The following is a 15,546-nucleotide window of genomic DNA, read 5'->3' as shown; positions in this document are numbered from 1 at the left end:
TTTGCAGCGCCCGGCAACTTGGCTATGGTCGGGGTTTGCCCCCAGGCCCTGAGCCTGACCGCGCCATCGCAAGGACCCCGTATGAGCCTGTCACTTCTCAGCCGCTATGCCTTCTTCGCCGCCTGTGTGCTGTTCACCCTGGCGAGCCTGCCCTTCACCCACCACGAATGGTTATGGCCGTTCACCCTGACCACGGGCATCCTCAGCCTGATCGGCCTGTTCGACCTGCTGCAGCAACGCCATGCGGTCCGTCGCAACTACCCGATCCTGGGTAACATCCGCTACCTGGTAGAGGCCATCCGCCCGGAAATCCGCCAGTACCTGCTGGAATCGGACAGCGATGCCCTGCCGTTCTCCCGTGCCCAACGTTCACTGGTGTATGCGCGGGCAAAGAACGAGGCGTCGGACAAACCGTTCGGCACCCTGATCGATGTGTATGAATCCGGCTTCGAATTCATCGGCCATTCCATGCGCCCTGCGCCGCTGGCCGACCCGGCCAGCTTCCGCATCATCGTCGGCGGGCCGCAGTGCAGCCAGCCGTACTCGGCATCGATCTTCAACATTTCGGCCATGAGCTTCGGGTCGCTCAGCGCCAATGCCATCCGCGCCCTCAACCAGGGCGCCAAGCTGGGCAACTTCCACCATGACACCGGCGAAGGCAGTATCAGCCCGTATCACCGTGAGCACGGCGGCGACCTGGTCTGGGAACTGGGCAGTGGCTACTTCGGCTGCCGCACGCCGGACGGGCGCTTCGACCCCGAACGCTTCGCCACCCAGGCGCGCAGCCCGCAGGTGCGGATGATCGAAATCAAGATGAGCCAAGGTGCCAAACCCGGCCATGGCGGCATCCTGCCGAAACACAAGGTCACTCAGGAAATTGCCGAAACCCGTGGTGTGCTGATGGGCGAAGACTGCATCTCGCCATCGCGCCACAGCGCATTCTCCACCCCGATCGAGATGATGCAGTTCATTGCCCAGTTGCGTGAGCTGTCCGGCGGCAAACCGGTAGGCTTCAAGTTCTGCCTGGGCCACCCCTGGGAGTTCATGGGCATTGCCAAGGCCATGCTGGAAACCGGCATTCTGCCCGACTTCATCGTCGTCGATGGCAAGGAAGGCGGTACCGGCGCGGCACCGGTGGAGTTCACCGACCATATCGGTGTACCGCTGCGTGAAGGCCTGCTGTTCGTACACAACACCCTGGTCGGCCTGAACCTGCGCGACAAGATCAAGCTGGGCGCCAGCGGCAAGATCGTCAGCGCCTTCGACATCGCCAGCGTGCTGGCCATTGGCGCTGACTGGGCCAACTCGGCGCGCGGCTTCATGTTCGCCATCGGCTGCATTCAGTCGCAGAGCTGCCACACCAACAAGTGCCCGACCGGCGTGGCAACGCAAGACCCGCTACGCCAGCGTGCGCTGGTAGTGCCGGACAAGGCCCAGCGGGTGCTTAACTTCCACCACAACACGTTGCGAGCCTTGGCTGAAATGCTCGCCGCGGCAGGCCTGGAGCACCCGGCACAACTGGAAGCCAAGCATCTGGTGCGGCGCATCTCGGCCACCGAGATCAAGCTGTTCTCGCAGATGCATGTGTTCTTGAAACCGGGAGAGTTACTGACCGGTGAGGTGAATGGCCAGTTCTATTCGCGTATGTGGCAACTGGCGCGGGCGGACAGCTTTGAGCCGCACAGTGAGGTGGCTGCCTGATCGAACCATGGGGCTGCTGCGCAGCCCGATCGCGACACAAGGCCGCTCCTACAGAAATACGCGGTCTCCTGTAGGAGCGGCCTTGTGTCGCGATGGGCCGCAAAGCGGCCCCGGCAATTTCAGATCAGGAAGCGGTACTGGCTACGCCCTGCGCCTCTTTCGGCGCCAACCGGAACGCGTAATACAACACCGTCAGCAACACCAGGAACGCCGGGCCGATGTACAGGGCCACGCGGGTATCCTCGAAGTACGCCATGAGGCCGACCACCAGCACCAGGAACGCCAGGGCCAGGTAGGAACTCAGCGGCCACAGCCACATGCGGTACTTGAGTGCCTTGCGCTCAGCGGTGGTAAGGCCTGCGCGGAACTTGAGCTGCGCCAGCAGAATCATTACCCAGGTCCAGATCGCGCCGAAGGTAGCGATCGAAGTGACCCAGACAAAGACCTTTTCCGGCACCAGGTAGTTGGCCAGCACGCCCAACAGCAGCGCGCCAATCGACAACAGCAGCGCATTGCGCGGTACACCGTTCTTCGACGTACGGGCGAAGGCCGCTGGTGCCTGGCCGTTCTGCGCCAGGCTGTAAAGCATGCGCCCGGTGCTGAAAATGCCACCGTTGCACGACGACAATGCCGCGGTAATGACCACGAAGTTGATGATGCCCGCGGCGGTCTTGATACCGAGGCGCTCGAAGGTCATGACAAACGGGCTACCCTGGCTGCCGATTTCGTTCCACGGGTAGATCGACAGGATCACGAACAATGCGCCGACGTAGAACAGCAGGATGCGCCAGAACACCGAGCCAATGGCCTGCGGGATGGTCTTTTGCGGGTTGCGTGCCTCGCCGGCCGTCAAACCGATCATTTCCACGCCCAGGTAGGCGAACATCACCATCTGCAGCGACATCAACACACCGGTCATGCCATTAGGCATGAAACCACCGTTGCTCCACAGGTTGGAAATGCCCAAAGCCACGCCGTCATTGCCAAAGCCGAAGGCAATGACGCCGATACCGCCCAGCACCATGGCGATGATGGTGACGATCTTGATCAGCGCAAACCAGAACTCGAACTCACCAAAGGCCTTTACCGCCACCAGGTTGACCGCGCCCATGCTGCCCAGCGCCGCGAGGGCCCAGATCCAGCGTGGTACATCGGGGAACCAGATGCCCATATAGATGGCCACCGCGGTGATTTCGGCAACGCAGGTCACCAACCAGAGGAACCAGTAGTTCCAGCCGGTAAGGAAGCCCGCCAGCGGGCCGAGGTAGTCTTGTGCATAGCGGCTGAAAGATCCGGCGACAGGGTTGTGCACGGCCATTTCACCAAGGGCGCGCATGATGACCAGGATGGCCAGGCCGCCAATGATGTAGGAAAGCATGATGGCAGGGCCGGCCATTTCGATGGCCTTGGCCGAACCCAGGAAGAGACCGACGCCGATACAGGCGCCCAGCGCCATCAGGCGGATGTGCCGTTCGCCCAGTTCACGCTTGAGCGGGCCGCCTTCAGTGGCAGGGCCGTGGGCAGGGTGGTTGCCGACTGGCATAGCAATACAACCTCATTTTGTTATTGGATTTGACCTTCGTGCAGCACCGGCCATGCCGATAGGCGTAGCGTTGGCTTGCCAGGCTGGCCTTGTGGGCCGGCCCGTGTGCCGGGTTAGAGCGCCCGGCAGGGCGAAGGGGGCGAGCAGTATAGGAAGACCGTTGTAGGGGTTTTCACTGTATATGTGCAGAAATTTGGCGAGAAATCCGGGGGCGTGAAGCTGTTCCCCCGCTCTCCCAGGCACCATAGCAACATCGTTCCCCGAATAAACCCACACCAAAGCCGCATAGCCCTACGCTACTTTTCTCCGCGTCCTACAAATTTTTCACCTCAGCCGCTCAACGTCTAAGCTTCAGACAAGCAACACGAAAATACCTGGCCGGATAGAAGACTATGGGCGCACTGTGGCAATCGGAACCAAGCAGAACGGAAGCACCCGAGATACCTCCGGCCGAGACGCCACAGCCCAAGTCACCCCGTCAGCGTCGGCTATGGTGGCGCCTGATCATTCTCATCCTGCTGGTGGCGCTGGTGGCCATCGGCTTTGCTGCGTATGACGAATTCCGCACGTCCGAACTGCAATCGCGAGAATTCAGCAAACTGGCCGGCACGCTGACTTATTCGCTGCAGCCCGGCCCTAGCGACGCCATCGTCTACCCCGGTGAAGGCCCCTTCGACAAACGCCTGGGCTACAGCGCCCTGGGCGAATTCCTGCCACGCCTGCTCAAACGCGACTACATGATCAGCGAGCAGGTGAAGTTCTCACCTGCGTTGATGAACTACGTTGATCACGGGCTGTTCGTGCCCTACATCGAGAAAATCCAGGCCGGCCTGTCAATCACCGACTGCCGTGGCGACATGCTGTACCAGTACAACTATCCGCAGCACCTGTATCCGGACTTCGCGGCGATTCCGCCAGTGATGGTCAACAGCTTGCTGTTCATCGAGAACCGCGACCTGCTCGATACCCAGGACCCTCGCAACAACCCGGCGGTGGACTGGCCACGCTTTGCCAAGGCTGCCTACAGCCAGGTGGCCAAGTACCTTGCCCTGCCTGGCCAGTCTGCCGGGGGCAGTACCTTGGCCACGCAGCTGGAAAAGTACCGCCACTCACCGGACGGCCTGACCGTTTCAGGCGCCGAGAAAATACGGCAGATGATTTCCGCCAGTGTGCGCGCCTACCAGGGGGGGCCTGACACCACTGAAGCGCGCCAGCGCATCGTGCGTGACTACCTCAACAGCGTGCCGCTGTCTGCGGTGCCTGGACATGGCGAAGTGCACGGCATGGCCGAAGGTTTGCGGGTGTGGTACGGCGCCGACTTCGACCAGGTCAACCAGGCCCTGACCTCCACCGCCAGCGACCCCGAGAGCATGGCTGCACGCGGCCTGGCCCTGCGCCAGGTACTGTCGCTGATGATTGCCCAGCGCCGCCCTTCACACTACCTGTCCAAGGGCCGCGTCGAGTTGGCCGAACTCACCGACTCGCATATCCGCGTGCTCGCCGCCAACAAGGTGGTCGAGCAGTCGCTGGCCGATGCCGCGCTGGCCAGCAAAGCGGTGTACCGCGACTGGGTGGCACAACCGACCATCGTGCCAATCGTCACCAACAAGGGCATCAGCCTGGCGCGCAACCGCATGGCTGCCATGCTCAACCGCCCACTGTACGACCTCGACCGCCTTGACGTGTCTGCCACCAGCACCCTGCAGGCAGATTTGCAGTTGCAGGTGAGCCAGTACCTGAAGAACCTTGCCGACCCCGCGTTCGCTGCGCAAATGGGCCTGATCGGCGAGCGCCTGCTAACCAGCAAGACCACCGACCAGGTGAGCTACAGCTTTACCCTGTTCGAGCGCACTGCCGACGGCTCCCGGGTGCGGGTACAGACCGATAGCACCAACCAGCCCTTCGATATCAATGAAGGCAGCAAGCTGGAGTTGGGCTCCACCGCGAAACTGCGGGTGCTCACCACGTATCTGGAGATCATCGCCGAGCTGCACGACAAATACGCCGGCAAGCCCGCCGCCGAACTTAAAAAGGTCGAGGTGGCGGAGCTGGACCGCATCACCCAGTGGTCGCTGGAATGGCTGGCGCAAAACAGCAAGAACCAGAGCCTGGATGCCATGCTCGACGCCGCGCTGGAACGCAAGTACTCCGCCAACACCGGCGAAGCCTTCTTCACCGGCGGTGGCATGCATGTGTTCAACAACTTCCGCAAAGAAGACAACAACCGCAACCCGACCCTCAAGGATGCCCTGCGCGAATCGATCAACCTGCCGTTCATCCGCCTGATGCGCGACCTGGTGCGTTACGTGACCTACCAGCAGCCGTTCAACCGCGTGCCGTTGCTAAAGGACGACGCCGACCCGCGCCGCCAGGAGTACCTGGCCCGTTTCGCCGACAAGGAGGGCACCAATTACCTGATGCGCTTCTGGAAGAAATACCAGCGCAAGACCTCGCAACAACGGCTGGACACGTTCCTCGACAGCATGCGCGTGACCCCGCAGCGGCTGGCCGCGGTGCATCGCTACCTGTTCCCGGATGCCGGGCAGGAAACCTTCAATGCCTTCGTGCGAGCCCACCTCAAGGGTGACAAGATTGCCTTGGGCAAGCTGACCGATGGGCGCTTGTCGGAGATGTACGACGCGTACGGCCCAGGCAAGTACGACCTGCCTGACCAAGGCTACATCGCCAAGGTTCACCCACTGGACCTGTGGCTGCTCGGCTACCTGCTGAAAAACCCCAGTTCAAGCCTGACCGAGATGGTCAACGCCAGCCGCTTCGAGCGCCAGGAGGTCTACGGCTGGCTGTTCAAGAGCCGCTACCAAGGCGCCCGCGACAGCCGCATCCGAACCATGGTCGAAATCGAAGCCTTCCTCGACATCCACCAACGCTGGAAACGCGTGGGCTATCCATTCGACCACCTGGTGCCCTCGCTCGCCACCGCCATCGGCAGCTCGGGCGACCGCCCTGCCGCCCTCTCGGAGCTGGTCGGTATCATCCAGAACGACGGCATTCGCCTGCCAACCCTGCGCATCGATACCCTGCACTTTGCTGCCGACACACCTTACGAAACCAAGTTGATCACCGACCCGGACCGGGGTGTGCGGATCCTGCCGGTTGAGGTGGCGCGTGCGCTCAAAGGCGCCATGTCGCAAGTGGTGGATGCAGGCACTGCGCGGCGTATTTCCGGCAGCTTCAAGCTGCAAGATGGCACCCCACTGGTGATGGGCGGCAAGACCGGTACCGGTGACAACCGCATCGAAAGCTTCGGCGCCGGCGGTCGGCTGATCGGTTCGCGCTCGCTCAACCGTACCGCCACTTTCGTGTTCTTCCTGGGCGACAACCACTTCGGCACCCTCACCGCCTTTGTGCCGGGGCGCTCGGCAGAGGCATTCAAATTCACCTCGGCACTGCCGGTACAGGTGCTCAAAGGCATGGCTCCGATACTCATGCCGTACCTGCAGCCGGGCAATCCGAATGAATGCAAGCCGCCACAGGTAGCGGTGAGCACCACCGCACCAAAAGGGGATGTATCGAAAGAGTAGATGATAATCATCCGCATATAAGGGCTTGTCTTTAGATATATCTTGAGTAATATCTTACGATATATCGCAAACGACGGAGCCCTGCCCCCATGCGCGAACACACCCCCCATGACCCCTTTGAGCGGCGCCCCGGCCGTGGCGAACGCGGCCCGCGCGTGTTTGCCCCCGGTGACCTCAAGCTGCTGATGCTGGCCATGCTTGCCGAGCAGCCTGGCCACGGCTATGACCTTATCCGCCAGATCGAAAACCTGTTCGACGGCAGCTACAGCCCAAGCCCCGGGGTGATCTACCCCACGCTGAACTTTCTTGAGGAAGCCGAGTTGATCAGCGGCCAGGTGCAGGGCAGCAAACGCCTTTACGCCATTACCGATGCCGGCCGCACAGCCCTGGCTGAACAGGCCGTCGCGCTGGACGGCGTGCGCATGCGCATTGAAGTCAGCAAACGCGCCCTGCGCGGCCATGACCGCCCGCCAGAGATTCATGAAGCCGTCGGCAACCTGCGCCACGCGCTGCACATGCACAGCGGCCGCTGGACACCGGAAGAAATCGAACGGGTTCGCGACTTGCTCAACCAAACTGCCAAGGCCATCGCCTCAGGGCCGGCTGAACCTGCAAGGGAGACTTCCCATGAGTGACACCATCCACCGCGTCAACCACGAGATCCGCCAGCGCCGCCTGCAGGTACTGCGGGTCACCGACCTCACCCCGCGCATGCGCCGTATCACCCTCGGCGGTGATGAACTGCAAGGTTTCACCAGCGTAGGCAGCGACGACCATATCAAGCTGCTGTTCGCCGAAACGCCGGAGCAACAGCAGGCCATCGAGGCCCGGAACATGGGCCGGGACGGTGGTGCACGGCCCACCATGCGCGAGTACACGCCACGGCGCATCGACCTGGTGGCCAATGAACTGGATATCGACTTTGTACTGCACGGCGATGGCCCCGCCTCCACCTGGGCTGCGCAGGCCGCGCCGGGGCAAACCCTGAACATCGCCGGGCCACGGGCATCGCTGGTGGTGCCGGATATGTTCGACAGCTACCTGCTGATCGGTGACGAAACGGCCATACCGGCGATTGGTCGCCGACTGGAAGAACTGCCGGCAGGCCGCCAGGTGCTGGCAGTGATCCAGATCGAAGACGAACAGGAGCGCCAGCCACTGCCGAGCAAGGCACAAGTCGAAGTGATCTGGGTGCGCCGCCAGCAGGAAGATTTGCTGGCGCTGGTGAAAAACCTGACGTTGCCGCAAGGCCGGCTGTATGGTTGGGTGGCGCTGGAAAAGGCACTCACCCGCCAGGCCAAGGCGTTGTTGCTTGAGAAAGGCGTGCCGGAAGATGCGCTGAAGGCTGCGGCCTATTGGCGGGCCGACGGGACTGCGGACGACGAGTGATTGTTTTCTGCCTGTGCTGGCCTCTTCGCGGGCACGCCCGCTCCCACAGGCACTGCACATATCCCGAGGGCAGTGGAGTACCTGTGGGAGCGGGCGTGCCCGCGAAGAGGCCAGCACAGGCTAAGCAAATTTCCGCACCCCGCGCCACCGGTCCAGCCCCAGCAACACCAGCCCTATCCCCCAGAACCCCGCCAGCACCCCAAGGGCATTGAGCATCACCTGCCCATACCCCAGGCTCGCCACATCGATGAACGGGTAGGCATACACACCAATCTCGCTGCCCCGCCACAGCGCATAGCCGAAGTACAGCGCCGGGTAAATCGCCCAGACCGCCAGGTGCCATAGCCGCAACGTGCCCTTGGGCACCGCGCACCACCAGTACAAGGCATACAGCACCGGCATCACATCGTGCAGCAGTTCATCCGCCAGCCACTGCCAGCCTTGCGGCTGCCACAAATGGCGCAACAACAAGCTATAGGCCAACGCAACCAGCAGGATGCTGGCAGCAATTGCTGAACTCACCGAAGGCGACAGGAAGAAACGCCTGCCACGCCCCTCCCGCCCAAATGCCGCATAGCTGAGCACCGTCGCCACCAGGGTATTGCTCAGTACGGTGAAATAGCCGAACACATTGATCAGGCCGCCAATCAGGCTGGCCTGCTCCTGCCAGCGAGCCACAAGCACCAGGTAGATCTGAACGGTCAAACCGAACCAGCCCAGCACGGCCACGCCAGTCAGCCAGGGACGTTGCGGCATTTCAGGCCTGACGCTGCAGCTTCACATACAGCTGCTCGACCTTTTCCCGCGCCCACGGTGTCTTACGCAAGAAGGTCAGGCTCGACTTGATGGTCGGGTTGCTCTTGAAGCAGCGCACATCGACGCGCTCGGCCAGGCCTTGCCATTGGTAGTGCGCTACCAGCTCGGTGAGGATCTGTTCAAGGGTCTTGCCGTGCAGCGCGTTGTGGTGGGCCGTGCTCATGCTGTGCTCCGTAGGAAAGATGCGCACCTTACACGAGTGTAGTGGCGGGTGGGATCAGTGGTGTCGACAGAAAAACCGCTGGCCATGGGCAAAACCTCTGTGATGAAATAGATATGTTATGTTGTAACATTACAAAAGCATCTGCCAAGGAACGCCCCATCCCCATGTTGTACGCACCGCTTCGCCTCTCCCCCCTTGCCGTCGCGCTCTGGCTGGCTGCCTCACCCAGCCAGGCCGTGGAACTCCAACCCCAGGTCATCACCGCCAACCCGCTGGGCAACCAACAGCTGGCGGCTCCCAGTACCGTGCTTGAAGGCGACAGCCTGTTGCAGCAACAGCACGGCAGCCTCGGTGAAACCCTGAACAAGCAGCCCGGTGTCAGCTCCACCTGGTTCGGCCCTGGCGCCAGCCGCCCGGTAATCCGCGGCCTGGACGGCGACCGTATTCGCATTCTGCGCAATGGCGTCGGCGCCCTGGATGCCTCGTCGCTGTCCTACGACCATGCCGTGCCGCTGGACCCGGTCACTGTCGACCGCGTCGAGATCGTTCGCGGCCCGGCCGCCCTGCTGTATGGCGGCAACGCCATCGGTGGCGTGGTCAATACCTTCGACAACCGCATCCCGGATGCGCCCATCGAAGGCATCCACGGTGCCGGCGAACTGCGCTACGGCGGCGCCGACACCACCCGCAGCAGCGCGGGCAAGCTCGAGGCCGGTAACGGCACCTTCGCACTGCACCTGGATGCCAACAGCCGCCAGTTCAACGACTTGCGCATCCCCGGTTACGCACGTAGCTCCAAGGTACGTGACGCCGATGAGCCCGGCAACAAACACCGCCTGGAAAACAGCGACGGTCGCCAGGACGGTGGTGCAATCGGTGGCGCGTACCATTGGGATCACGGTTACGCCGGCCTGTCGTACAGCGGCTACGACAGCAACTACGGCTCGGTGGCCGAATCCGGTGTACGCCTGGACATGAAACAGGACCATTACGCCTTCGCCTCCGAGGTGCGTGACCTCGACGGCCCTTTCAGCTCGGTCAAGGTCGATGCCGGCTATACCGATTACGAACACCGTGAGATCGAAGAAGGCGAGGTGCACACCACCTTCAAGAACAAGGGCTACGAAGCCCGCATCGAAGCCCGCCATCAACCGCTCGGGCCGGTCGAAGGGGTGATCGGTGCGCAGGTCAGCCGCAACGAATTCTCCGCCCTGGGCGAGGAAGCCTTCGTCCCGCACACCAATACCGACAGCCTGGCCCTGTTCATGCTGGAGCAGTGGCAGGCCACCGAGCGCCTGAACCTGAGCCTGGGTGCACGCCTGGAGCACACGCGGGTCGACCCGGATGCCAAAGGCAACGAAAATTTCGTCGACGCCGACAGCGCCAGCAGCTTCAACGCCTTCAGCCTGTCTTCCGGCGCGGTGTACCAACTCGACCCGGTCTGGTCGCTGGCTGCCAACCTCGGCTACACCGAACGCGCCCCGACCTTCTACGAGCTGTACGCCAATGGTGCCCATGTGGCTACCGGTGCATTTGAAGTCGGTGATGCCAGCCTGAACAAGGAAAAAGCCATTTCCGCCGACCTGGCGCTGCGCTTCGACAATGGCACCCACAAAGGCAGTGTCGGGGTGTTCTACAGCCACTTCCGCAACTACATCGGGCTGATTGGCACCGGCAACATCCGCGAAGGCGGGCATGACCACGACCATGACGAAGAAGACCACGACCACGATCATGACCACGACGGGTTCCCGGAGTACCAGTACCAGGGCGTACGGGCGCGCTTCTACGGCATCGAAGCCCAGGACCGCTGGCAACTGGTCGAGAACCGTTACGGCAGCTTCGCGCTGGAACTTTCCGGTGACTACACCCGCGCCAAGAACCTCGACAGTGGCGAACCGCTGCCACGCATTGCCCCACTGCGCCTTAACAGCGGCCTGGTGTGGGAGTTGGACCGCTGGCAGGCACGGGTCGATGTGCAGCATGCAGCATCGCAGCACCGCAAGCCGGCCAACGAAACCAGCACCGATGGCTACACCACACTGGGGGCGAGCGTTGGCTACCGCTTCGACATCGGTCAAAGCCAGTGGCTGGCGTTTGTGCGCGGCGAGAACCTGACCGACCAGACCGTACGCTACGCCAGCTCGATCCTGCGCGACATCGCACCGGCGCCGGGGCGTAGTGTGGAAGTGGGCTTGCGTACCACTTTCTAATTGCGAACGTGCATCTGTGGGAGCGGGCATGCCCGCGAAGAATCCAACGCGGTAGATGGCACCGGCTCCGCCGGTGTTCGCGGGCATGCCCGCTCCCACAGAGTCCTGGCAAGCTTTCAGGTTTCGATCGCCGGCATTGACTATTGCCAGATCAGCAACAATCAACTGCGACAATTTGTCTTTTTTTCTTACAACTTCCGCTATATCCTCCCCACCTCAAGCTGAAACGCTTCACCGAAACCATCTTGTCGCCATATCCATTGAAGGGCCCGCCCTTCGATGCGCTTGCCGTTTTTTCAATAATCAAAAGATAGCGCTATCTCATGCTCCAACTGCCCAAAACCTGTTACATCGGCCTTGCCCTCAGTGCCTTGGCCACCCCCGTCGGCGCCAGCGAAATGTTCGCCAGCGACTCTCCATGGATGCTCGGCGACTGGGGCGGCACCCGCAGCGAATTGCTGGAAAAAGGCTACGACTTCACCCTCGGCTACACCGGCGAGATGGGCAGCAACCTGCACGGCGGCTACGACCACGACCGCACTGCGCGCTACAGCGACCAGTTCACCTTCGGCAGCCACCTGGATCTGGACAAGATCCTCGGCTGGCACGACACCGAATTCCAGCTGACCATCACTGAACGTCACGGCGACAACATCAGCAACGACCGTATCAACGACCCACGCGTCGGCGGCTTCACCTCGGCCCAGGAAGTATGGGGCCGTGGCGAAACCTGGCGGCTGACGCAGATGTGGATCAAGCAGAAGTATTTCGATGGCGCGCTGGACGTTAAATTCGGCCGCTTCGGCGAAGGCGAAGACTTCAACAGCTTCCCTTGCGACTTCCAGAACCTGGCCTTCTGCGGCTCGCAGGTGGGCAACTGGGTCGGCGGCATCTGGTACAACTGGCCCGTCAGCCAGTGGGCCCTGCGCGTGCGCTACAACCTCACCCCCGAACTGTACGCACAGGTCGGCGTGTTCGAGCAGAACCCCTCCAACCTCGAATCCGGCAACGGCTTCAAGCTCAGCGGCAGCGGCACCCAGGGCGCGGTAATGCCAGTCGAACTGGTATGGACCCCACGTATCCAAGGCCTGAAAGGGGAATATCGCGCCGGCTACTACTACAGTAATGCCAAGGCACAAGATGTTCTCAAGGACAGCAACGGTCAGCCGGCAGCCCTCAGCGGCGCCGCCTACCGCAGCAGCTCGAGCAAGCACGGCATGTGGCTCGGCGCCCAGCAGCAGGTGACCTCGCTGGCGTCAGACCAGTCGCGCGGCCTGAGCCTGTTCGCCAACGCCACGATGCACGACAAGAAGACCAATGCCATCGACAACTATGTGCAGGCAGGACTGGTATACAAAGGGCCTTTCGACGCCCGCGCCAAGGACGACATCGGTTTCGCCCTGGCCCGCGTGCACGTCAACCCTGCCTACCGCAAGAACGCCCGCCTGGCCAACCAGGCCGCCGGCCTCGACGACTACGACACCCCCGGTTACCTGCCCGTGCAGGACACCGAGTACAGCGCTGAGCTGTACTACGGCATCCATCTGGCCGACTGGCTCACGGTACGCCCCAACCTGCAGTACATCCGCCACCCGGGCGGGGTGTCGCAGGTCGATGGCGCCCTGGTCGGCGGCCTGAAGATCCAGAGCAGTTTCTAACCCCTTTTTGACCTGACGGAGAACCTACGATGAGCACTGAAAGTGCCAACAATGGAAGCCGCTGGCTACCGCGCCTGGTCGGCGCGTTGCTGTTGCTGATGGGCCTGGCCCTGCTGGCTGGCGGCATCAAGCTGAGCCAGCTGGGCGGATCGCTGTACTACCTGATCGCCGGTATCGGCTTTGCCCTGTCGGGCATCCTGCTGCTGGCCCAGCGTCGCATTGCCCTGGGCCTGTACGGCTTGGTGCTGCTGGGCAGCACGGTATGGGCCTTGCTTGAGGTGGGCCTGGACTGGTGGCAACTGGTGCCACGCCTGGCCATCTGGTTTGCCATCGGCGTAGTGCTGTTGCTGCCATGGGCACGTCGCCCGCTGATCGGCCCTGCTGTCAAAGCCAATACCGCTTTGCTCAGCGTTGCAGTGGTGGCTTCGGGTGCTTGCGCAATCGCCAGCCAGTTCACCCACCCCGGTGAAGTGTTTGGCGAACTGGGCCGCGAAAGCAGCGAAATGGCCAGCGCCGCCCCGGCCATGCCCGATGGTGAATGGCAGGCCTATGGCCGCACCGAGCATGGCGACCGCTATTCGCCACTGCGCCAGATCACCCCGCAGAACGCCTACCGCCTGGAAGAAGCCTGGCGTATTCGTACCGGTGACCTGCCAACCGAAAACGACCCGGTGGAGCTGACCAACCAGAACACCCCGCTGAAGGTCAACGGCATGCTCTATGCCTGCACCGCACACAGCCGCCTGCTGGCCCTGGACCCGGACACGGGTGCGGAAATCTGGCGCTACGACCCTCAGGTCAAAAGCCCGGTCGGCACCTTCAAAGGCTTTGCCCACATGACCTGCCGTGGCGTTTCGTATTATGACGAAAACCGCTACGTCAGCCGCGACGGCAGCCCGGTACCGAAAATCACCGACGCCGGCCAGGCCGTGGCCCAGGCCTGCCCACGTCGCCTCTACCTGCCAACCGCCGATGCCCGCCTGATCGCCATCAACGCCGACAACGGCAAAGTCTGCGAAGGCTTCGCCAACCAGGGCGTGATCGACCTGACCACCGGCATCGGCCCGTTCACTGCCGGCGGCTACTACTCCACCTCGCCGGCTGCGGTCACCCGTGACCTGGTGATCATCGGTGGCCACGTCACCGACAACGAGTCGACCAACGAGCCATCTGGCGTGATCCGCGCCTACGACGTGCACGACGGCCATCTGGTGTGGAACTGGGACAGCAACAATCCGGACGACACCAAACCACTGGCCCCCGGCGAGCAGTACAGCCGTAATTCGGCCAACATGTGGTCGATCGCCAGCGTTGATGAAGACCTTGGCATGATCTACCTGCCACTGGGCAACCAGACCCCGGACCAGTGGGGCGCCGACCGCACCCCAGGCGCGGAGAAGTACAGCGCTGGCGTAGTCGCCCTGGACCTGGCCACTGGCAAGGCCCGCTGGAACTACCAGTTCACCCATCACGACCTGTGGGACATGGACGTCGGCAGCCAGCCCACCCTTGTCCACCTGAAGACAGACGATGGCGTGAAACCGGCAATCATCGTACCGACCAAGCAAGGCAGCCTGTATGTGCTTGACCGCCGCGACGGTACCCCGATCGTGCCGATCCGCGAAATCCCCACCCCGCAAGGTGCGGTGAAGGGTGACCATACCTCGCCGACCCAGGCCCGCTCCGACCTCAACCTGCTCGGCCCTGAACTGACCGAACAGGCCATGTGGGGCGCCACGCCGTTCGACCAGATGCTGTGCCGTATCCAGTTCCGCGAACTGCGCTACGAAGGCCAGTACACCCCGCCGTCCGAGCAGGGCTCGCTGATCTACCCAGGCAACGTCGGCGTGTTCAACTGGGGCAGCGTGTCGGTTGACCCGGTACGCCAGCTGCTGTTCACCTCGCCCAACTACATGGCCTTCGTGTCGAAAATGGTGCCGCGTGAGCAGGTTGCCGAAGGCAGCAAGCGCGAAAGCGAGACCAGCGGCGTGCAGCCGAATACCGGCGCCCCCTATGCCGTGACCATGCACCCGTTCATGTCGCCACTGGGCGTACCGTGCCAGGCTCCGGCTTGGGGTTACGTGGCTGCCATCGACCTGTTCACCAACAAGGTGGTGTGGAAGCACAAGAACGGTACCACCCGCGACAGCACCCCGGTGCCAATCGGCCTGCCAGTTGGCGTGCCGAGCATGGGCGGCTCGATTGTCACCGCCGGTGGCGTGGGCTTCCTCAGCGGCACCCTGGACCAGTACCTGCGCGCCTATGACGTGAACAACGGCAAGGAACTGTGGAGTGCCCGCCTGCCAGCAGGTGGGCAGGCCACGCCAATGACCTACACCGGCAAGGATGGCAAGCAATATGTGCTGGTGACTGCCGGCGGCCATGGCTCGCTGGGTACAAAGATGGGCGATTACATCATCGCTTACAAACTCGCTGAATAACGCTCCGCATCATCAGCTGTAGCACCTGTAGGAGCGGCCTTGTGTCGCGAAAGGGCCGCAAAGCGGCCCCAGGATTTCAG

Annotated in this window: 10 protein-coding genes; 7 read left to right on the top strand and 3 right to left on the bottom strand. The window is 62.5% G+C overall.

Translation table 11 applies throughout. The features are described 5' to 3' along the window. Window positions 1-81: 81 nt before the first annotated feature. The gene (locus ACQKPZ_RS03445) at window positions 82-1,701 is read left to right on the top strand and encodes an FMN-binding glutamate synthase family protein (RefSeq protein ID WP_391132048.1); all 1,620 of its coding nucleotides are present in this window, start codon (window positions 82-84) and stop codon (window positions 1,699-1,701) included. A gap of 124 nt (window positions 1,702-1,825) precedes the next feature. On the opposite strand, the gene ACQKPZ_RS03440 is transcribed toward ACQKPZ_RS03445, so the two are convergent. Further along, window positions 1,826-3,244 (bottom strand): amino acid permease, encoded by a 1,419-nt coding sequence (locus ACQKPZ_RS03440; RefSeq protein WP_391132050.1) that lies wholly within the window; start codon window positions 3,242-3,244, stop codon window positions 1,826-1,828. Window positions 3,245-3,636: 392 nt separating this feature from the next. On the opposite strand from ACQKPZ_RS03440, the gene ACQKPZ_RS03435 reads away from it, so the two are divergent. The 3 genes from ACQKPZ_RS03435 (at window position 3,637) to ACQKPZ_RS03425 (ending at window position 8,175) form a co-directional block, all read left to right on the top strand. Beyond that, window positions 3,637-6,786 (top strand): transglycosylase domain-containing protein, encoded by a 3,150-nt coding sequence (locus ACQKPZ_RS03435; RefSeq protein ID WP_427535554.1) that lies wholly within the window; start codon window positions 3,637-3,639, stop codon window positions 6,784-6,786. 89 nt (window positions 6,787-6,875) lie between these two features. Continuing rightward, a complete protein-coding gene (locus ACQKPZ_RS03430; RefSeq protein ID WP_403194700.1) occupies window positions 6,876-7,421 on the top strand; it encodes a PadR family transcriptional regulator in 546 nt (181 codons plus the stop codon). Next, window positions 7,414-8,175: a siderophore-interacting protein gene (locus tag ACQKPZ_RS03425; RefSeq protein WP_391132056.1), complete on the top strand. Its 762-nt coding sequence runs from the start codon at window positions 7,414-7,416 to the stop codon at window positions 8,173-8,175. The genes ACQKPZ_RS03430 and ACQKPZ_RS03425 overlap by 8 nt, the downstream gene beginning before the upstream one ends. Before the next feature lie 120 nt (window positions 8,176-8,295). Here ACQKPZ_RS03425 and ACQKPZ_RS03420 read toward each other — a convergent pair whose 3' ends face one another. Beyond that, the gene (locus ACQKPZ_RS03420; RefSeq protein WP_427535553.1) at window positions 8,296-8,931 is read right to left on the bottom strand and encodes a Pr6Pr family membrane protein; all 636 of its coding nucleotides are present in this window, start codon (window positions 8,929-8,931) and stop codon (window positions 8,296-8,298) included. 1 nt (window position 8,932) lies between these two features. Next, complete coding sequence (locus tag ACQKPZ_RS03415; protein WP_427535552.1) at window positions 8,933-9,154, bottom strand: VF530 family DNA-binding protein; 222 nt, start codon at window positions 9,152-9,154, stop codon at window positions 8,933-8,935. Window positions 9,155-9,318: 164 nt separating this feature from the next. On the opposite strand from ACQKPZ_RS03415, the gene ACQKPZ_RS03410 reads away from it, so the two are divergent. The 3 genes from ACQKPZ_RS03410 to ACQKPZ_RS03400 all read left to right on the top strand — a co-directional run bounded on the left by ACQKPZ_RS03410 (window position 9,319) and on the right by ACQKPZ_RS03400 (window position 15,466). Then, the gene (locus tag ACQKPZ_RS03410; RefSeq protein WP_427535551.1) at window positions 9,319-11,367 is read left to right on the top strand and encodes a TonB-dependent receptor; all 2,049 of its coding nucleotides are present in this window, start codon (window positions 9,319-9,321) and stop codon (window positions 11,365-11,367) included. A gap of 323 nt (window positions 11,368-11,690) precedes the next feature. Then, the gene (locus ACQKPZ_RS03405; protein WP_427535549.1) at window positions 11,691-13,025 is read left to right on the top strand and encodes a carbohydrate porin; all 1,335 of its coding nucleotides are present in this window, start codon (window positions 11,691-11,693) and stop codon (window positions 13,023-13,025) included. A gap of 29 nt (window positions 13,026-13,054) precedes the next feature. Continuing rightward, a complete protein-coding gene (locus ACQKPZ_RS03400) occupies window positions 13,055-15,466 on the top strand; it encodes a glucose/quinate/shikimate family membrane-bound PQQ-dependent dehydrogenase (RefSeq protein WP_427535548.1) in 2,412 nt (803 codons plus the stop codon). The last annotated feature ends 80 nt before the right edge of the window (window positions 15,467-15,546 follow it).

Origin of the sequence: Pseudomonas sp. NPDC089547 (assembly GCF_050280665.1) — a bacterium.
Lineage (GTDB): Bacteria > Pseudomonadota > Gammaproteobacteria > Pseudomonadales > Pseudomonadaceae > Aquipseudomonas.
Note: the sequence above shows the minus strand (reverse complement) of the source record. Positions and strands in the feature narration are given on the sequence as shown.